Origin of the sequence: Micrococcus porci, from assembly GCF_020097155.1 — a bacterium.
GTDB lineage: Bacteria > Actinomycetota > Actinomycetes > Actinomycetales > Micrococcaceae > Micrococcus > Micrococcus porci.
In genome coordinates this window covers 1590565-1609331 of record NZ_CP083691.1, presented here as the reverse complement: position 1 = coordinate 1609331, position 18767 = coordinate 1590565, and the positions used below count along the sequence as shown (strand labels likewise).

Sequence of the window (18767 nt, the reverse complement as noted above, 5' to 3'; positions counted from 1 at the left end):
CTCCTTCGGGGAGGGGCGGGCGGGGCCGGCGCGGGGAGCACGTCGGCCGGCCGGGCACGACGTCGCGGACCCGGCGCTGGTGCGATTCTAGGGGCGCGGCCGCGCCCCGGCCGGTACTCTGGGGGCGTTCGTGTCCATCCCCACCGCCGCGCACCCCGGCGCGGCGGCACAGTCAGGGAGAGTTCCAGCGGTGACCCACCAGCCTCAGTCCGACGACCAGCAGACCCCCGACGCCGAGCAGGCGACGCCGGCTGCCGCCCCCCAGCAGACCTCCCCCGCGCAGGACGCGCCGGAGCAGGTCGTGCAGGACCAGACCCCGGCCGCCCAGGCCGACCTCGCCGACGCCCTCGGCTCCATCGAGTCCGTGGAGGCCCCGGCCCCCGCCCAGGGCGAGGAGCCGGCCGACGCCGCGGAGACCGACGCCGAGAAGACCCCCGAGGCCGCGCCGTCCCCGGCCGTCCCCGCCGCGCCGTCCCCGGCCGCCCTGAAGCGCTCCGCCGCGCCCCGCTCCGCCGCGCCCCGCCCCGCCACGGCCGCGGTGCCCGTCGCCCCGGCCCCCTCCGTGGAGCCGACCCCGCTGGGGGAGGCCGCCGCGTTCGCCCGCGTCTCCGAGGACGGCCACGTGACCCTGCTGGACGGCGCGGACGAGGTGGCCGTGGGCCAGGTCCCTGACGCCACCGAGCAGGACGCCCTGGCGTACTTCGTCCGCAAGTACGACGACGTGCGCGCCCAGATGGCCCTGTTCGAGCAGCGCATCGCCGCCGGCGCCCCGTCCTCCGAGCTCGGCAAGGCGCTCGGGCAGATGACCGCCGCCGTCACCGAGCGCCACATGGTCGGCGACATGCCCGCCCTGCGCACCCGCCTCGCCGCCCTCGAGACCCTCCTGGGCGACTACCGCGCCGCGGAGGCGGAGCGCCGTCAGGCCGCCCAGGCAGAGCAGCTGGCCACCCGCGAGGCCATCGTCACCGAGGCCGAGAAGTTCGCCGCGACCCCCGCCGAGCGCATGCCGTGGAAGCAGGCCTCGGCCCGCATGACCGAGCTCTTCGACGAGTGGAAGACCGCCCAGAAGGCCGGCCCCCGCCTCTCCAAGTCGGTGGAGGACGGGCTGTGGAAGCGCTTCCGCGGCGCCCGCACCCAGTTCGACAAGACCCGCCGCGCCCACTTCTCCCAGCTCGACGCCAGGTCGGCGGAGGCCAAGCAGGTCAAGGAGCGCCTCATCGCCCGCGCCGAGGAGCTCTCCTCCTCCACCGACTGGGGCGTCACCGCGGGCAAGTACCGCGACCTCATGGACGAGTGGAAGCGCGCCCCCCGCGCCTCCCGCAAGGAGGACGACGCCCTCTGGGCCCGCTTCCGCGCCGCCCAGGACGTCTTCTTCGCCGCCCGCAAGGCGGAGAACGCCGCCGTGGACCGCGAGTTCGGGGAGAACCTCAAGGTCAAGGAGCAGATCCTGGCGGACGGCCAGAAGCTCCTGCCGTTCACCGACCTCAAGGCCGGCCGGAAGGCGCTCAACGAGCTGCGCGGCCGCTGGGAGGACGCCGGCAAGGTCCCGCGCGGGGACATCCGCCGCATGGAGGACGGCTTCCGCAAGCTCGAGGACGCCCTCAAGCAGGCCGAGAACGAGCACTGGCGCCGCACCGACCCCGAGACCAAGGCGCGCACGAACTCCGCACTGACCCAGCTCGAGGAGACCATCGCCGGGCTCGAGGCCGACCTGGCCGAGGCCCAGGCGGCCGGCGACCAGAAGAGGATCGCCACGGCTCAGGAGGCCCTGGACGCCCGCCTCCAGTGGAAGCAGGCCCTGGAGGCCTCCGCCTCCGAGCTGCGCTGACCCCCGCCGCCCGCGCGGCACGACGACGGCCCCCGGCCCCGCCTGTCCACAGGCGGGACCGGGGGTCGCTCCGTCTCTGCCAGGCTGTAGCGCATGCATCAGGGGCACGGGAGCCGCGGCGGGGCGGCGTGGGAGCTGGCGGGCATGACGTTCACGGAGCCGGAGCTGCGCCTGCTCGCGGCCCGAGGGACGCTGGAGGCGGTGCTGCCGGGCGTGTACCGACCCGTGGACGTGCCCTCCGAACCGGCAGGCCGGGCCGCGGCCCTGGGCCTGCTGGGCGGTCCGGTCCTCGCCTCCGGATGGACCGCCGTCGGCCCATCGGCGGCCTGGGTGCACGTGGGCGGTCCCGCGCCGCATCGGCTCCACGCGGCCGTGCCCCACTTCCACCGGCTCCCCGCCGGCGGGGCGGCACCGGCCTGGCGGCTGGTGCAGTCCGACGTCGCGGCGGGTCCAACGGGGGCGGCCCCGGCGGAGGAGGACGTGCAGGTCCTGGAGGGCGTCCGGGTGACGGTGCCCGCCCGGACCGTGGAGGACCTCCTGCTCACGGGCGACCCGGACGACGCCCGGCGCGCCGCCCGGGTGATCGCCGCCCACGGAGCGGAGGGGCTCCGGGACCGGCTGGACCGCCCCTCCCGCCGGCCCGGCTCCGTCGGAGCACGCCGCCGGCTGCGGATGCTGCTGGACGCGCTCGGCGCGGACGGCTGACAGCGACGCCGGGCGGGCGGAGCGGATCCGGTCAGCTCAGGTGCGGCGCACGTCGAAGACGCCGTCGATGCGGCGCACCGCGTTGACCACGTGCTCGAGGAACTTGGGGTCGCCCATCTCGAAGACGAAGCGGCTCATGGCCACCCGGTCCCGCGTGGTGTTCACGGAGGCGGAGAGGATGTTCACGTGGTTCTCCGAGAGCACCCGGGTGACGTCCGAGAGCAGCGAGGTGCGGTCGAGCGCCTGCACCTGGATCTCCACCAGGTACACGGCGTCCCGGGAGGGTGCCCAGGCCACGTCCACGCGGCGCTCCGGCTCGTTCTCGAGCATCGTCGCGAGATTGCGGCAGTCCCCGCGGTGGACGGACACCCCGGAGCCGCGGGTGACGAACCCGACGACCTCGTCCGGGGGCACGGGGTTGCAGCACCGCGCGAGCTTGGCCAGAACCCCGCCGTCGCCGTTCACGAGGACGCCGGCCTCGTTCGTCGAGCGCGTGGGGGCACGCCGGGCCTTCTCCGGGACGAGCCCCGCGAGGTCCACCTCGCCGACGCGCAGCTCCGCGTCCGGGGCGGTGGGGGCGGGCGGCGGCGCCAGGCGGGCCTCGAGCCGCTCCGTGACGGCCTGCGGCGAGACGTGTCCGTCCGCCATGGCCGCGAACAGCGTGTCCGGATCGTGATAGCCGAGCTCCCCGGCGACGACGCCCAGGTCTTCGCCGCCGAGGACGCGCTGCACCGACAGGCCGGCCTTGCGCAGCTGGCGGGTGAACGCCTCGCGGCCGCGCTCGATCTGCTCGTCCCGGCGGCGGGTGGCGAAGTGGTGGCGGATCTTCGACTTGGCGCGTGGCGAGACCACGAAGTTCAGCCAGTCGCGGCTCGGCCCGGCGTCCTCCGCCTTGGACGTGAAGACCTCCACGGTGTCCCCGTGCCGCAGCACGGTGGACAGCGGCACGAGCCGGCCGTTCACGCGGGCGCCCACGGTGCGGTGGCCGACGTCGGTGTGGATGGCGTAGGCGAAGTCCACCGGCGTGGAGTCGGCGGGCAGGGAGCGGATCTCCCCCTTGGGCGTGAACACGTAGACCTCGTCCGCACCGATCTGCGTGCGCAGGGCGGCGAGGAACTCGTCGGGGTCGCGGGTGTCCTCCTGCCAGTCCATGACCGAGCGCAGCCACCCCGGCGTCTGCTGGGAGCGCCCCGCCTCCAGCTCGCCGCGGGCGCCGGCCTTGTACCGCCAGTGGGCGGCGACGCCGTACTCCGCCTGCCGGTGCATCTCCCAGGTGCGGATCTGGATCTCCACCGGCTTGCCCTCCGGCCCCATGACCGTGGTGTGCAGGGACCGGTACATGTTCAGCTTGGGGACGGCGATGTAGTCCTTGAACCGGCCGGGGACGGGGTTCCAGCGGGCGTGGACCACGCCGAGCACCGCGTAGCAGTCCTGCACCGAGTCCACGAGGACGCGGATGCCCGTGAGGTCGTAGATCTGCGCGAAGTCCTTCTTCTGCGTGACCATCTTCTGGTACACGGAGTAGTAGTGCTTCGGGCGGCCCGTGACCGTGGCCCGCACGCGCTGCTCCCGCAGCTGCTCCTCCAGCACGCCGCGCAGCGCCGCCAGCTGCTTCTCCCGCTCGGGGTTGCGCTCCCCCACCAGGCGGACGATCTCCGCGTAGACCTTGGGCTGCAGGGCCGCGAAGGAGAGGTCCTCGAGCTCCCACTTCACCGTGTTCATGCCGAGCCGATGCGCCAGGGGCGCATAGATGTCCAGGGTCTCGCGGGCCTTCTTCGCGCTGGACTCCGGGGAGACGTAGCGCCACGTGCGGGCGTTGTGGAGCCGGTCGGCGAGCTTGATCAGCAGGACGTTCACGTCCTGGGCCATGGCGATGACCATCTTGCGGACCGTCTCCGCCTGCGCCGCCGCCCCGTAGGTGACCTTGTCCAGCTTGGTGACGCCGTCCACCAGCAGCGCCACCTGGGGGCCGAAGTCGGCGGTGAGCTGCTCCAGCGAGTAGTCGGTGTCCTCCACGGTGTCGTGCAGGAGGGCCGCCAGCAGCGTCGGCCCGGTGACGCCGAGCTCGGCCAGGATGGTGGCCACGGCCACCGGGTGCGTGATGTACGGGTCGCCGGAACGGCGCATCTGGCCGCGATGGGCGCGCTCGGCCACCTCGAAGGCCCGGACGATGTCCTCCTGCTCGGCGTGCGTGGCGCTCTGGCGCACCGTGCGCATCAGCGGCTCCAGCAGCGGCGAGTACTCGGTGGCGCGCCGTCCGGTCAGGCGGGCGATCCGCCCGCGGCGGGGCGGGGCGGCGGGGCGGCGGTCCTGCTCGGTCACGGTGCCTCCTTCTGGCCGCTGCCGGCCCGGGGATGATGGGGCAGTCTAGCCCGCGGCGGCCCCGCACGGACGACGTGCGGGGCCGCGTGGCGGGCGGGGGCTCGCCCGCCCTCAGAGGACGGCGCCCCGCGCGTCGGCGAGGTCCTCCTCCTGCTCCCGCTCGTCGTGGTCGGCACCCACCCGCGCGTCGTGCGCGACGACGTCCGCGTCCCCGCGGCGGAGCAGCGCGTAGAGCGGGGCCTGGATGAACAGGGTGGAGAGGGTGCCGACGATGATGCCCACGAAGATCGCCAGGGAGATGTCCCGCAGCGTGCCCGCACCGAGCAGGCCGGCCCCGATGAACAGGATCGAGCCCACGGGCAGCAGGCCGACGATCGACGTCGTGATCGACCGCACCAGGGTCTGGTTCACGGCCAGGTTGACGCTGCCGTCGAAGGTGCGGTCCGGGTCCTCCTCGACGCCGCGCGTGTTCTCGCGGATCTTGTCGAAGACGACCACGGTGTCGTAGAGCGCGTAGGAGAGGATCGTCAGGAAGCCGATGATCGCCGACGGCGTGATCTCGAAGCCGGTGGCTCCGTAGATGCCGGCGGTCAGCGCCACCACGTAGAGCATCCCGACGACGGCGGCCAGGGACATCTTCCAGGTGCGGAAGTACAGCGCCATGAACAGCGTCACGAGCACCACGAAGATCACGAGGCCGATGACCGCCTGTTGCGACACCGCCTGCCCCCAGGTCGGGCCGACGAACGTGGAGGTCACGTGGTCGCCGGTCACGCCGTAGGCCTGCTGGAGGTTCTGGGCGACCTGGCGGGTCTGTGCGTCGTCCAGCTGCTCGGTCTGCACGCGCATGGTGCCCGGGGCCACCTGGGTGACGGTGGGCTCGGCGCCGGCGACGACGTCGGTCACCGCGGCCCGGCCCGGATCCAGCTCGGAGGACGCGGCGTCGGAGACGGTGAACTCCGAGCCGCCCCTGAAGTCGATGCCCAGGTTGAAGCCGCCGCGCAGCGCGGTCAGCCCGAACGCCACGGCCAGCAGGGCGGCGGCGATCAGGAACCACGTCTTCCACTTGCGGACGAAGGGGTAGGAGATGCGGCCGGAGTAGAGGGCGTTGCCCCAGTCGGCGAAGCGGTTCACAGCGCGTCCTCCTCGGTGTCGGCGGCCGGGGCGGAGCCGGCGGGGGTCTGGGCGGCGGGGGTCTGGGCGGCGCCGGCCCGCTCGGCCCTCCGGCGCTCGGCGATGGTCATGGGCTGCTCGCTCCGGCGACCCCGGCGCGCGGCGGACGACCCGGCGTCGTCGTCGTCCGCGGCGTGGGAGCCTCCCCGCGCGGCACGGGCGGCGGCCGGCTCCCGGAAGCGGCCGGCGCCCTGGTACAGGGCGGGCTCGACGCCGAGGACCCGTGGGTCCAGGCCGGACATCGGATGCCCGCCGCCCACGAAGTCCGTGCGGGAGAGCAGCACCATCAGCGGGTGCGTGAACATGAACACGACGAGGAGGTCCGCGATCGCCGTCAGACCGAGCGTGAACGCGAAGCCGCGCACATTGCCCACGGCCACGAAGTACAGCACGACGGCCGCCAGCAGGTTCACGGCCTTGGAGGCCGTGATGGTCCGCTTGGCGCGCTTCCAGCCCTCATGGAGGGCCGCGTCCAGGGTGTGGCCCGAGCGCAGCTCGTCCTTGATGCGCTCGAAGTAGACGATGAACGAGTCCGCCGTGAGGCCGATGGCCACGATCAGGCCGGCGATGCCCGCCAGGGACAGGCGGTAGTTGTCCGTCCAGCCGAGGATCGCGATGGCCAGGTACGTGAGGGCGCCGGCCACGACGATCGAGGCGAACGTCAGCAGGCCCAGCGCCCGGTACTGGAAGAACTGGTAGACGGCGACGAGCGCGAGGCCGATGAGGCCCGCGATGAGGCCCCAGAACAGCTGGTCGCGGCCGAGGGTCGCGGAGATCTGCTGCTCCGACTCGATCGTGAAGGAGATCGGCAGGGAGCCGTAGTTGAGCTGCTCGGCGAGCTGGGCGGTGGACTCCTCCGTGAAGCCCGGGCCGGAGATCTGCGCCTGGCCGCCCGTGATCACCACGTTCGACTGCGGCGCGGCGATCACCTGCCCGTCGAGCATGATGGCGAACTGCTTGCGCGGGTCGCCCTCGGCGAAGGGGGTCAGCTTCTGGGTGACCTCGGTGAAGCGCTTGGTGCCCTCTCCATCGAAGTCGATGTTCACGACCCACTCGTTGGTGGTCACGCCGGTCTGCGACTGGGCGGTGGCGTTGCTCGCCTTCTCGATCATGGTGCCGGGGATCACCACCGGGCCGACGATGTACTTCGTCGCCGGCATCGTGCCCGCGGGGGTCTCCTGCTGCGGCTCGCACACCACGACCGCCCGGTCCGTGGCCGGCGGGGCGGCGTTCGGGTCGCGCGGCAGGGTGCAGTCGGTGCGCTGGAACTCGTCGGCCAGCTCCGGGGTGATCCAGTTCGGGTCGTAGGCGTCCGTCGGCTCGGCCGAGGGCGTCGGGAACTGGTCCTTCGGGACCAGCTGGTCCTGGGGCGTCGGCTGGCCGCCGGGGACGGCCTGCAGCACGGGACGGAACTGCATGTCCGCGGAGGCCTGGATCAGGCGGCGGGTCTCCTCGTCGGGCACGCCCGGCATGGAGACGACGACGTTCTGGTCGCCCTGGGTGGCGACGACGGCCTCGGCCACTCCGGAGCCGTCCACGCGCTGGCGGATGATCTCCACGGCCTGCTGGAGCTGCTCGGGGGTGGCCTGCTCTCCGCTGGCCGTCGTGGGGGCGAGCACCATCTGGGTGCCGCCCTCGAGGTCCAGCGCGAGCTTGGGGGCCCAGGAGGCCTGGCCCGAGGCCACGCCGAGCCCGAGGATCGCAGTGAGCGCCACGATCAGCGCGGCCAGCCAGGCCAGGGTGCGCCCGGCGGCGCGGGTGGGTGAGGTCTTCGCCATGCGTGCTGCTTTCGCTGCGGGCGGTCCGGGTGCGTGCCCGGCCGCCGGGGAGGGGTGCTGCGGGTCCGGGGCTCAGGCGCGGTCGGTGTCGTCGGCCGCGGGGGCCGTCTCCGCAGCGTGCGCACCGCCGACGGCGGGGGCGGTGTCCGCCGCGGGCGCGACATCCGGCTCCTCGATCTTCACGATGCCCTGCAGGTGCACGTCCATGCGGGTGCCGGGCGCGGTCTCCAAGGTCACGCGCTGGGCGGCGGCGTCCACCGCCACGACGCGGCCGAAGATGCCCGCGCCGGTCATGACCTCCTGACCGGGGGTCAGGCGTGCCCGCATGTCCGCGGCCTCCGCCTGGGCCTTCTTGCCCCGCCGGAAGGAGAGGAACAGCATCACGGCCAGGGCCGCGAACATGGCCAGCACGAGGACGTTGCCGCCGCCGGCGGCGTCGTCGGCGAGGACGGGGGCGAGGGGGGTCAGCGGCACGGGGCACACTCCAGGTCGAGTCGACTGCGGGGATCCGTGCCAGTGTAGGGCGCTCAGCCGAGCGGAGCCTCCGGCGGGGTCATGCCCAGGTGGTCCCACGCGCCGGGCAGGGCCACGCGGCCGCGCGGGGTGCGCGCCATCATGCCCTCCCGGATGAGGAAGGGCTCGGCGACGGTCTCCACGGTCTCGGCCTCCTCCCCCACGGCGGTGGCCAGGGTGGTCAGGCCCACGGGGCCGCCCCCGAACGTGGTGCACAGGGCGGTCAGCACGGAGCGGTCCAGGCGGTCCAGGCCGCGGGCGTCCACCTCGTACATGGTCAGCGCGGCGGAGGCGGCCTCGGCGTCCACGGTGTCCAGGCCCTTCACCAGGGCCCAGTCCCGCACGCGGCGCAGCAGCCGGTTGGCGATGCGCGGCGTGCCCCGGGAGCGCGAGGCGATCTGCCGGTAGCCGTCCGTCTCGACGCGCATGTCCAGCAGGGCGGACGAGCGGCGCAGCACCCGCTCGAGCTCCTCGATCGCGTAGAACTCGAGGTGGCCGGTGAAGCCGAACCGGTCCCGCAGCGGCCCGGGCAGCAGCCCGGCGCGCGTGGTCGCCCCGACGAGGGTGAACGGGGGCAGCTCCAGCGGAATGGATGTGGCGCCGGCGCCCTTGCCCACCACGATGTCCACGCGGAAGTCCTCCATGGCCATGTAGAGCATCTCCTCGGCCGGCCGGGACATGCGGTGGATCTCGTCGAGGAAGAGCACCTCCCCCTCCGTCAGCGAGGAGAGGATCGCCGCGAGGTCGCCGGCGTTCTGGATCGCCGGGCCGGAGGACAGGCGCAGCGGCGCGTTCATCTCCTGCGCCACGATCATGGCGAGGGTGGTCTTGCCGAGGCCGGGCGGACCGGAGAGCAGCACGTGGTCCGCCGCGCGGTCGCGCAGCCGGGCCGAGGCGAGCATGAGGTCCAGCTGCTCGCGGACGCGGGCCTGGCCCACGAACTCGTCGAGGTGCTTCGGGCGCAGCGCGGCCTCGAGGCGGCGCTCCTCCGCGTCGGCCTCGAACGCGGTGACGGGGCGCTCGCTCATGCGCGGCGGCCCCCGCGCACGGCCGCGGCGGCGCCGACGTCCCGCAGGGTGGCGCGCAGCAGCGCGGCGACGTCGCCGGAGGCGTCCACGTCCGGGTGCGTGGCGACGGTGGCGGCGACCGCCTTGGCGGCCTCCTTCTCCGACCAGCCCAGACCGGTCATGGCCTGCACGACGTCCGCGTGCCAGGCGTCGGCCGCGGCCTCGGGCTCCACGACGGCCGCCTCCGGCTCGACCTCGCCCGTGGGGGCCAGCCGGCCCGCGAGGTCGACGATGATCTTGCGCGCCATCTTGGGGCCGATCCCCGGCACGAGGGTGAGGGCCTTCTCGTCCTCGTCCGTGACGGCCCGCCGCACGGCCTCGGGGCGGTGCACCGCGAGGATGGCCAGCGCCAGGCGCGGGCCGACCCCGTTGGCGCCCAGCAGGACCTCGAACACCTCGCGCTCCGCGCGGTCGGCGAACCCGAACAGGGTGAGGGAGTCCTCCTTGACCACGAGGTGCGTCTGGACGGCGCCGTCGCGTCCTTCATGCAGGTGCGACAGGGTCTGGGGCGTGGCGGAGAAGCTCAGGCCCACGCCGCCGACGGCGATCACCGCGTGGTCCAGGCCCACGTGCTCCACGGTGCCGGAGAGGGACGCGATCATCGGGGGCCTCCAGGGGGTCGGTCGGCGGACGGGATTCGAACATATCATCGAACGCCGCCGGCGACGGCGCGGCGGGAGAGGGCGCGCCGCGCGCCGTCGTCGGCCGCCCGTGCCCCGCCTCCCGGTCAGCCCGCGCTGCGGCGACCGGGACGGGCGCCGGCGGAACGCTCCGCGGCGAGCCACGCCTGCTGCGCGGGCGTCAGGGCGGCCTTCGGGGCGCGGCGCACGCGCGCGCCGGCCGCGCCCCGCGAGGCTCCGGTGCGGCTGGCCAGTCCCGACGTGTCCAGGCCGGTGTGCCCGGCGGCCCGCCCGAGGGCCGTGCCCCGCCAGGCGTGGGCGATGGCCAGCGCGAGGGCGTCGGCGGCGTCGGCCGGGCGCGGGGGCGCGTCCAGGCGGAGGATCCGGGTGACCATGGTGGTCACCTGCTCCTTGCCGGCGTCGCCGTTGCCGGTGACGGCCGCCTTCACCTCCGACGGGGTGTGCAGGCCCACCGGGACGCCCGCGCGGGCCGCGGCGGCGATCGCCACGCCCGCCGCCTGGGCGGTGCCCAGGACCGTGGGCGTGTTGTTGTTGGCGAACATCCGCTCGACGGCCGCCCGCTCCGGCCGGAAGCGCACGAGCACAGCGCTCACGGCCCGGTCGATGCAGAGCAGGCGGGCGTCGAGGGACTCCTCCGGCGCCGTGCCGGCGACCTCGACGTGGACGAGCTCGGCCCGCCTGCGCGCGTCCACGTCCACCACGGCGATGCCGCAGCGGGTCAGCCCGGGGTCCACCCCGAGCACGCGGACGACGCCGGCGGGCCGGTCCGTCACGATGCGCTCAGTCCTGCTCGAGCTCGTCCATCACCTCGGGGGCGATGTCCACGTTGGAGAACACGTTCTGCACGTCGTCGAGGTCCTCGAGGGCGTCGGCCAGCTTCAGGAAGGTGCGGGCGCCCTTGGCGTCCAGCTCCACCTTCATGGTGGGCAGGTGCTCCATCTCGTCGGTCTCGTAGTCGATGCCCGCGGCGTCGAGGGCCTCGGCCACGGCGCGCAGGTCGCCGGGCTCGGAGACGATCTCGAAGTCGTCGCCGGAGAGCACGACCTCCTCGGCGTCCGCGCCGCCCTCGAGCACGGCCTCGAGGAGGGAGTCCTCGGTGTTGCCCGCGGCGGGCAGGCGGACGACGCCCTTGCGGTGGAACAGGAAGGAGACGGAGCCGGAGTCGGCCATGGTGCCGCCGTTGCGGGTGACCGCGGCGCGCACGTCGGCGGCGGCGCGGTTCTTGTTGTCGGTGAGGCACTCGACGAGCAGCGCGGAGCCCTGGGGGCCGCGGACCTCGTACATGATCTCGGTGTAGTCGATGACCTCGCCGGTGAGGCCCGCGCCGCGCTTGATGGCGCGGTCGATGTTGTCGTTGGGGACCGAGTTCTTCTTGGCCTTGGAGACGGCCAGGTCCAGCGCGGGGTTGCCGGAGAGGTCGGCGCCGCCGGCGCGGGCGGCCACCTCGATGCCCTTGATGTACTTGGCGAACGCCTTGGCGCGACGCTGGTCGATCACGGCCTTCTTGTGCTTGGTGGTGGCCCATTTGGAGTGACCGGACATCCGCTGTCTCCTTCTGCTCGTCGGGATGCTGCAACGACGCGCGCGGGGCGGCGCGTGCTCGACCGCCCAGTGTAGCGCCGGACGTCCCCGACCTAGGCTGGGCGGCATGACGCAGATCACCCACCGCCTCCCCGCAGGCCACCCGCTCCTCTCCCCCTCCCCGCTGCCCCACGGGCTGCCGGACTTCGCCGCCGTGAGCGACGCCGACCTCGCCACGGGGATGCGGCAGGGCATGGCGGAGCAGCGCGCCGAGGTGGAGGAGATCCTGTCCTCCCCCGAGGCGCCGACCTTCGAGAACACCGTGCGGGCACTCGAGCTCTCGGGTGCCCTGCTGCGCCGCGTGGCCCCGATGTTCTCCACCCTCGTGGGCTCGGACGGCACGGACGCCCGGCAGGCCCTGGCCGAGGAGCTCTCCCCCGAGCTCGCCGCGCACGAGGACGCGATCCTCCTGGACCCGCGCCTGTCGGCGCGCGTGGCCGCGGTCGACGACGCCGGCCTCGCAGGTGAGGACGCCCGCCTGCTGGAGCGCACGCGCACCCGCCTGGAGATCGCCGGCGCGGGCCTGGACGAGGCCGGCCGCGCCGAGCTCGCCCGCCTCAACGGCGAGCTGGCGACCCTCTCCGCCGCCTACACCCGACGGCTCGTGGCCGACACCGCCGCCCGCGCGGTCCTGGTGACGGACCGCGAGCGCCTGGCCGGGCTGAGGGCGGACGACCTGGCGGCGGCGGCGGAGCGCGCAGCCGCGGAGGCGGGGCACCGCAGGGCGGACGCGGCGGAGGGTGCGGGGCCGTGGCTGCTGACGCTGTCGCTGTTCACGTCGCAGCCGTGGCTGGCGGACCTGGAGGACGCTGGGCTGCGGCGGGAGGTGTTCGAGGCGTCGGTGGGCCGGGGGTCCTCCGGAGAGCACGAGACGCTGACGACGGCGATGCGGATCGTGCGTCTGCGACTGGAGAAGGCGCGGCTGCTGGGGGCGGCGTCGTGGGCGGAGCATGCGCTGCGGGACCGGGCGGCGCCGTCGGTGGCGGCGGTGGAGGGGCTGCTGGGCTCCCTGACGGGGCCGGCGATGGCCAACGCGCGCCGGGACGCCGAGGCGGTGGCGGAGGGGGACGCGCCGGTGGTGCCGTGGGACTGGCCGTTCCTCTCGGCGGCGCACGCGCGGGAGGCGTTCGACGTGGACGCGGGGGCGCTGCGGCCGTGGTTCGAGCTGGACCGGGTCCTGACCCGGGGCGTGTTCGCGGCGGCGACGGCGCTCTACGGGCTGCGGTTCGCGGAGCGGGAGGATCTGGCGGGGCACCTGTACCGGCCGGCGATCCGGGTGTGGGAGGTGACGGACGAGGACGGCCGCGGGGTGGGTCTGTTCGTGGGCGACTTCTTCGCGCGTCCGACGAAGTCCGGCGGGGCGTGGATGCACAACGTGGTCGACGCCTCGGCGGCGCTGGGCACCCGCCCCGTGGTGTTCTGCACGATGAACGTGCCGGCTCCGGCGGAGGGGCGCCCGGCGCTCCTGACGCTGGACGAGGCGACGACGCTGTTCCACGAGTTCGGGCACGTGTTGCACGGGCTGCTGGCGGAGGGCGAGTACCCGTCGCTGACGGGCACGGCGGTGCCGCGGGACACGGTGGAGTTCCCGTCGCAGGTGAACGAGGTGTGGCTGCGGGAGCCGTCCCTGCTGGCGGACTACGCCCGGCATGTGGAGACGGGCGCGGAGCTGCCGACGGGGACGCTGGAGCGGCTGGAGGCGGCGGACCTGTGGGGCGAGGGCTACCGGACCGTGGAGTACCTCGGGGCGACGCTGCTCGACTGGGCGTGGCACACCCTCACGGAGGACACCGTGGACGCGGCGACCGCGGACCCTGCCGGATTCGAGCGGCGGGTGCTGACGGAGGCGGGGATCGACGTCGACCTGGTGCCGCCGCGTTACGGGACGGGCTACTTCAAGCACGTGTTCGGCAACGACTACGCGGCCGGGTACTACTCGTACATCTGGGCGGAGGTGCTGGACGCGGACGCCGTGGAGTGGTTCCGGGAGCACGGCGGTCTGACCCGGGAGAACGGGCGCCGGTTCGCGGAGGAGCTGCTCTCCCGGGGCGACACGCGGGACGTGCTGGAGTCCTACCGGGCGTTCCGGGGACGGGACGCGGAGCTGGAGCCGCTGCTGCGGCGTCGGGGGCTGCTGCCGGAGGGCGCCTGAGGCGCCCCGGGCGGGCTCACGGCGCCCGGCCGCGGCGCCGTGAGCACCGCCCGGAGGAACCCGCGGACGCTGCGGTCCCACTTCACGGGGTCCACGTTCTGCTCGCGTGTGTGGCGGGCCTGGTGGAAGCGCACGAACCGCACGAGCGCGGGGTTGCGCTCCGCCAGGTCCTGCGAGGGGCCGACCGGCACGTACTCGTCGTCCTCGGAGTGCAGGATCAGGGTGGGCACGCGGACGTGGTCGGCACGCGTCACCCAGTCCAGGGCCTTGAGGTCCACCGGGGCGGCGAGCCCGGTGACGAGGCGGCCGGCCCGGTTGGAGAGCAGCCACTGGCCGAGCAGGCCGATCCCCTCGGGGATGCGGTTGAGGCGGGCCTGATGGCGGAGCACGTCCATCCAGTCGACGACCGGCCCCGTGAGCACGATCCCCCGCACGCGGGAGGTGAGGTCGGACCGGTCGGCGGTCTGCAGGACGACGGCGCCGCCCATGGACCAGCCGAACAGGACGACGTCGCGGGCGCCGTGGTCGAGGGCGTAGCGGACGGCGGCCTCCACGTCCTCCCACTCGGTGGTGCCCAGCCCGTAGCGGGCGTCCTCGGCGTCGGGGGCGTCGCCGTCGTTGCGGTAGGACACCAGCAGCGAGGTCATGCCGAGGCGGGCGGCGGTGGGCACGGCGCGCAGGCCCTCGTTGCGGACGGCGCCGCGGCCGTGCACCATCACGGCCCACATCCCCTCGCCGGCCCGCTCCTCGCCGTCCTCGGCCGGCGGGGGGTCGATGCGCCAGGCGGGGGCGGCGCCGCCGGGGACGGGGACCTCCACGTCCGCGGCCTCGAGGCCGGCCTCGGCGGGACCGGGCCAGATGAACGCGGTGAACCGGCCCCGGACGGCCGAGCGCAGGTCCCCGGAGTAGACCTCCTCCACGACCCGCTGCACGGTCCCGTCGCGGGGGTCGTAGGAGCGGATCGCGCCGATGCGGGCACACCCCTCCCCGCCGTGGAACGTCAGCGAGTACGTGCCGGGCACGGTGGTGTGCTCGTCGGCCGGGAGGATGACGTCCATCCCGTCCCCGGTGTCCAGGACCGCGAGGACGGCCGTGTGCTCGGGCCGCGAGCGTACCGGGGTGACCACGGTGCGGGCGAACACGCCGGCCAGCCCCGCGGAGGCGCCGGCCAGGACGAAGGCCGCGGACGCCGCGACGGACGCGGCGGCGGGGGCCAGCCGGGCCGCGGGGCGGGCCACGGCGGCCGAGCCGCGGAGTGAGCCGAGGAGCGCGTCGCGGAGGTCCGGGCGGGCCCGGAGGCGCGGGCTGTGACGTCGGGGGCAGGCCATGGGGCCATTGTGGACCACCCGGCCGGGAACATCCCGCGGGCGCCCCGGGTTGGCACGGGCATGAGCCAGAACCACGCCACCGTTCCTTCCGGCGCCGACGACGCCGCCCGCCCCGCCGCCCTCACCGACGAGGAGTGGGCGCGCCGCCTGACCCCGGAGGAGTTCCACGTGCTGCGCCGGGCCGGCACGGAGCGCCCCTACACCGGCGAGTACTGGGACTCCCGCGTGCAGGGCGTCTACGCGTGCCGCGCGTGCGGCGTCGAGCTGTTCCGCTCGGAGGAGAAGTTCGACTCGCACTGCGGCTGGCCCTCCTTCTTCGCCCCGCTGGCCGAGGACCGGGTGGTCTACGTCAAGGACGCCACGCTCGGCATGGAGCGCATCGAGGTGCGCTGCGCGGCGTGCGGGTCCCACATGGGCCACGTGTTCGCCGGCGAGGGGTACGACACCCCCACGGACCTGCGGTACTGCATCAACTCGATCTCGCTGCGCCTCACCCCCGCGGACGTCGCGGCGATCGGCACGGAGGCGGACCCCGCCGGGGACCGGGCGTGAGCGCAGCCCGCCCCGCGGGGCTGCGGGCGTTCGCCTCGGACAACTACGCGGGCGTGCACCCGGACGTGTGGGCCGCGATGGCCGACGCGGACGCGGATCACGCCGTGTCCTACGGCGAGGACCCCACCAGCGCCGCCCTGCAGGAGAAGGTGCGGGAGGTGTTCGGCGAGCGGGCGTTCGCCGTGCCCGTGTTCACCGGGACGGCCGCGAACGTCCTCGCCCTCCAGGCGCTGACCCCGCCGTGGGGCTCCGTGGTCACCGCCGCCTCCTCCCACCTCATCCACGACGAGGGCGGCGCGCCCGAGCGCCTGGGTCGGACCCCGCTCGTCCCCGTGCCGACCCCGGACGGTCGGCTCACCGGAGAGCTCGCGGCGGCCCACGTGCGCCGGGACGGCTTCGTGCACGCCAGCCAGCCCGCCGTCGTCGAGATCGCGCAGGCCACGGAGCTCGGCACGGTGTACTCCGCCGCCCAGGTGCGGGAGGTGGCCGACGCCGCGCACGCCGCCGGTGCCGCGCTCTACATGGACGGGGCGCGCCTGTCCAACGCCGCCGCAGCGCTCGACCTGCCGCTGCGCGCGTTCACCACCGACGCCGGGGTGGACGTCGTCTCCTATGGCGGCACGAAGAACGGAGGCCTCGGGGCGGAGGCCGTGATCGTGCTGAATCCGGAGGCCGTCGTCGCGGCACGGATGGTCGGGCCCGCCGACGTGCCGGGCGGGGACGCCGCCGACGCGCGGGACCGGGCCCGCGCCGCCCTCGGCTACCTGCGCAAGCAGGACATGCAGCTGGCATCCAAGCACCGCTACCTCGCGGCCCAGCTGCTGGCGCTGCTCACGGACGACCTCGGCATCGCCCTGGCCGCACAGGCCAACCGCATGGCCCGCGTGCTCGCCGACGCGGTCGCCGGGCTGGACGACGTCGAGCTCGCCCGCGCCCCGGAGGCCAACGCGGTGTTCGCCCGGCTGGACCCGGATGTCGCCGCCGAGGTCCGCCTCCGCCACCCGTTCTACGACTGGGACGCGGCCGCCCACGAGGTGCGCTGGATGACCTCCTGGGACACGACGGACGCGGACGTCGAGTCGTTCGTGGATGCCCTCGCCGCCGCCCTCCGGGCGCGTCGCCCCCGGTGAGGGGCCGGCCGGTCCTAGGCTGGACGCCATGACCGAGTCGGGACCCCGGGCGCCGGCCCCCGCCGCCGGAGGCGCCTCCGGCGCGTTCGCGGACGCGCTCGCGGACCTGCGCGCGGCCCACCCCCGGCCTGAGGTGCGCCTGCGTCCGATCCCCGACCCTCCCGGCCTCGCCCCGTTCGCGGTGACCCTGGCCGCCGACGTCCTGGACCCCCACGGCGCGGAGGCCGACCCCCTGGCGACGGGGCGGTTCGTGCTCCTCCACGACCCGGCCGGCTCCCCCGTGTGGCGGGGCGACTTCCGGGTGGTCACCTACATCCGGGCGAGCCTCGAGCCGGACGTCGCCACCGACCATCTGGCCGGTGCCGTCGCCTGGGACTGGCTCGCCGAGGCCCTCGAACGGCGCCACGCCGCGCACACGGAGGCCGGCGGCACCGCCACCCGGCAGCTCGCCGAGCACTTCGGCACGCTCGCACTGGAGCCCGGCTGGACGGACATCGAGCTGCGCGCCTCGTGGACCCCCGGCCCCCGCGACCTCGGCGCCCACCTCGAGGCGTGGTCGGACATGATCTGCGCCTTCGCCGGCCTGCCCCCGCTCGCCGACGACGACGTCCCCGCCGCCGTCCCGCTCCGCCCCTGACGCTCCGACCCCGACACCCCGCCCCGACCCAGGAAGCACATGACCTCCCCCACCTCCCCCGCCGTCGCGACCTCCCCGGACCCCTCGGACCGTCCCGGCGGGGAACAGGCGGCGCCCACGCTCGTCGCCGAGCCGGCCGGCGGGGTGCCCGTGGTCACGGACACCCCGGCAGGCCTCGCCGCCTGCGCCGCCGCGCTCGCCGCCGGCACCGGCCCGGTGGCGGTCGACGCCGAGCGCGCCTCCGGCATCCGGTACGGCCAGCGGGCTTTCCTGGTGCAGCTCAAGCGTGCGGGCGCGGGCATCTGGCTGGTGGATCCCGAGGCGTTCGAGGACCTGGCCCCGCTGGACGAAGCCCTGCGCGGCGTGGAGTGGGTGCTCCACGCGGCCAGCCAGGACCTGCCGTGCCTGGCCGACTGCGGCATGCGCCCCGACCTGCTGTTCGACACGGAGCTCGCCGCGCGCCTGGCGGGACTGCCGCGCGTCGGGCTGGCCGCCGTGCTGGAGTCCCAGCTCGGCCTGACCTTGGCCAAGGAGCACTCGATGGCGGACTGGTCCACCCGTCCGCTGCCCGTCGACTGGCTGAACTACGCGGCCCTCGACGTCGAGCTGCTCGTGGAGCTGCGCGACGCCCTGGCCGTGCTCCTCGAGGAGCAGGGCAAGCTCGCCTGGGCCGAGCAGGAGTTCGAACACGTGCGCACCACCCCGCCCGCGGCGCCGCGACAGGACCCGTGGCGCCGCACGTCAGGGATGGCGGCCCTGAAGCGCCCCGTCCAGCTGGCCGTGCTGCGCCGTCTCTGGCAGGCGCGCGAGGACCTCGCCCAGCACCGGGACCTGGCCCCGGGCCGGCTCCTGCCCGACTCGGCGTTGGTGGCCGCCGCCTCCACCCTCCCGCGGACGGTGCCCGAGCTGCGCGCCACCCGCGGCTTCCACGGCCGCTCCGCCGCCCGCGAGGCACCGCGCTGGATCACCGCCATCCGGGCGGGGATCGAGGACGCCGCCGCCGGGCAGGCCCCGCCCAGGCACGGCCCGGGCTCCGACGCCCCGCCGCCGCCCCGCGCGTGGCGGGACCGCGACCCCCTCGCGGACCGCCGGCTGACCACCGCCAAGCCCCGGATCGCGCGCGCCGCGGAGGCCCTGGGCATGCCCCCGGAGAACCTGCTCACCCCGGACACCCTGCGCCGGGTCTGCTGGACGCCGCCCGAGACCATCACGCCCGAGACCGTGGCCGCCGCCCTCGCCGAGCGCGGTGCCCGGCCCTGGCAGGTGGAGCAGACCTCTGCGATCATCACCGTCGCCCTGCTGGACCCGGACCCCGCCCGAGACCGCTGACCCGCGGCGGGGCACGGAACGGAAGCCGGGA

16 protein-coding genes are annotated in these 18767 nt (G+C 75.0%); 7 read left to right on the top strand and 9 right to left on the bottom strand.

Features of this window, described 5'->3' with window-relative positions; all coding sequences use genetic code 11:
* The first annotated feature begins 190 nt into the window (after positions 1-190).
* Together KW076_RS07625 and KW076_RS07620 are read left to right on the top strand one after the other, a co-directional pair.
* Positions 191-1828, top strand: coding sequence for a DUF349 domain-containing protein (locus tag KW076_RS07625; protein WP_224354762.1), 1638 nt, complete (start codon positions 191-193; stop codon positions 1826-1828).
* A gap of 93 nt (positions 1829-1921) precedes the next feature.
* Positions 1922-2533: a hypothetical protein gene (locus KW076_RS07620; protein WP_224354760.1), complete on the top strand. Its 612-nt coding sequence runs from the start codon at positions 1922-1924 to the stop codon at positions 2531-2533.
* Positions 2534-2569: 36 nt separating this feature from the next.
* On the opposite strand, the gene KW076_RS07615 is transcribed toward KW076_RS07620, so the two are convergent.
* The 8 genes from KW076_RS07615 to KW076_RS07580 form a co-directional block, all read right to left on the bottom strand.
* Positions 2570-4855: a RelA/SpoT family protein gene (locus tag KW076_RS07615; RefSeq protein WP_224354759.1), complete on the bottom strand. Its 2286-nt coding sequence runs from the start codon at positions 4853-4855 to the stop codon at positions 2570-2572.
* Positions 4856-4966: 111 nt separating this feature from the next.
* The gene (gene secF, locus KW076_RS07610) at positions 4967-5989 is read right to left on the bottom strand and encodes a protein translocase subunit SecF (protein ID WP_224354758.1); all 1023 of its coding nucleotides are present in this window, start codon (positions 5987-5989) and stop codon (positions 4967-4969) included.
* Complete coding sequence (gene secD / locus KW076_RS07605) at positions 5986-7806, bottom strand: protein translocase subunit SecD (protein ID WP_224354757.1); 1821 nt, start codon at positions 7804-7806, stop codon at positions 5986-5988. The genes secF and secD overlap by 4 nt, the downstream gene beginning before the upstream one ends.
* Before the next feature lie 72 nt (positions 7807-7878).
* Positions 7879-8280: a preprotein translocase subunit YajC gene (locus tag KW076_RS07600; protein WP_224354756.1), complete on the bottom strand. Its 402-nt coding sequence runs from the start codon at positions 8278-8280 to the stop codon at positions 7879-7881.
* A 53-nt stretch (positions 8281-8333) separates the two neighbouring features.
* Entirely contained in the window at positions 8334-9347 is a 1014-nt protein-coding gene (ruvB, locus tag KW076_RS07595) for a Holliday junction branch migration DNA helicase RuvB (RefSeq protein WP_224354754.1), read from the bottom strand.
* Positions 9344-9988 carry a Holliday junction branch migration protein RuvA gene (gene ruvA / locus KW076_RS07590; RefSeq protein WP_224354753.1) on the bottom strand — a complete coding sequence of 215 codons (645 nt, stop codon included), beginning with the start codon at positions 9986-9988 and terminating at the stop codon, positions 9344-9346. Before ruvA ends, ruvB begins: the two co-directional genes overlap by 4 nt.
* Before the next feature lie 125 nt (positions 9989-10113).
* Positions 10114-10800 carry a crossover junction endodeoxyribonuclease RuvC gene (gene ruvC, locus KW076_RS07585; RefSeq protein ID WP_224354752.1) on the bottom strand — a complete coding sequence of 229 codons (687 nt, stop codon included), beginning with the start codon at positions 10798-10800 and terminating at the stop codon, positions 10114-10116.
* A 7-nt stretch (positions 10801-10807) separates the two neighbouring features.
* Positions 10808-11569 carry a YebC/PmpR family DNA-binding transcriptional regulator gene (locus KW076_RS07580; protein WP_224354750.1) on the bottom strand — a complete coding sequence of 254 codons (762 nt, stop codon included), beginning with the start codon at positions 11567-11569 and terminating at the stop codon, positions 10808-10810.
* 106 nt (positions 11570-11675) lie between these two features.
* Here KW076_RS07580 and KW076_RS07575 point away from each other — a divergent pair, with 106 nt between their 5' ends.
* Positions 11676-13760, top strand: coding sequence for a M3 family metallopeptidase (locus KW076_RS07575; protein ID WP_224354749.1), 2085 nt, complete (start codon positions 11676-11678; stop codon positions 13758-13760).
* On the opposite strand, the gene KW076_RS07570 is transcribed toward KW076_RS07575, so the two are convergent.
* Entirely contained in the window at positions 13682-15088 is a 1407-nt protein-coding gene (locus KW076_RS07570; protein WP_224354748.1) for an alpha/beta hydrolase family protein, read from the bottom strand. The two genes, KW076_RS07575 and KW076_RS07570, sit on opposite strands and share 79 nt — an antisense overlap.
* A 60-nt stretch (positions 15089-15148) precedes the next feature.
* On the opposite strand from KW076_RS07570, the gene msrB reads away from it, so the two are divergent.
* From msrB to KW076_RS07550, 4 genes are read left to right on the top strand one after another with little or no spacing between them, the layout of a single operon-like run.
* Positions 15149-15640, top strand: a complete 492-nt coding sequence (gene msrB, locus KW076_RS07565; protein WP_224354747.1) for a peptide-methionine (R)-S-oxide reductase MsrB — start codon at positions 15149-15151, stop codon at positions 15638-15640.
* Positions 15637-16770, top strand: a complete 1134-nt coding sequence (locus KW076_RS07560; protein WP_224354745.1) for a threonine aldolase family protein — start codon at positions 15637-15639, stop codon at positions 16768-16770. The genes msrB and KW076_RS07560 overlap by 4 nt, the downstream gene beginning before the upstream one ends.
* 28 nt (positions 16771-16798) lie before the next feature.
* A complete protein-coding gene (locus KW076_RS07555) occupies positions 16799-17407 on the top strand; it encodes a DUF3000 domain-containing protein (protein WP_224354744.1) in 609 nt (202 codons plus the stop codon).
* A gap of 39 nt (positions 17408-17446) precedes the next feature.
* Positions 17447-18736 carry an HRDC domain-containing protein gene (locus KW076_RS07550; protein WP_224354743.1) on the top strand — a complete coding sequence of 430 codons (1290 nt, stop codon included), beginning with the start codon at positions 17447-17449 and terminating at the stop codon, positions 18734-18736.
* Positions 18737-18767 lie beyond the last annotated feature (31 nt).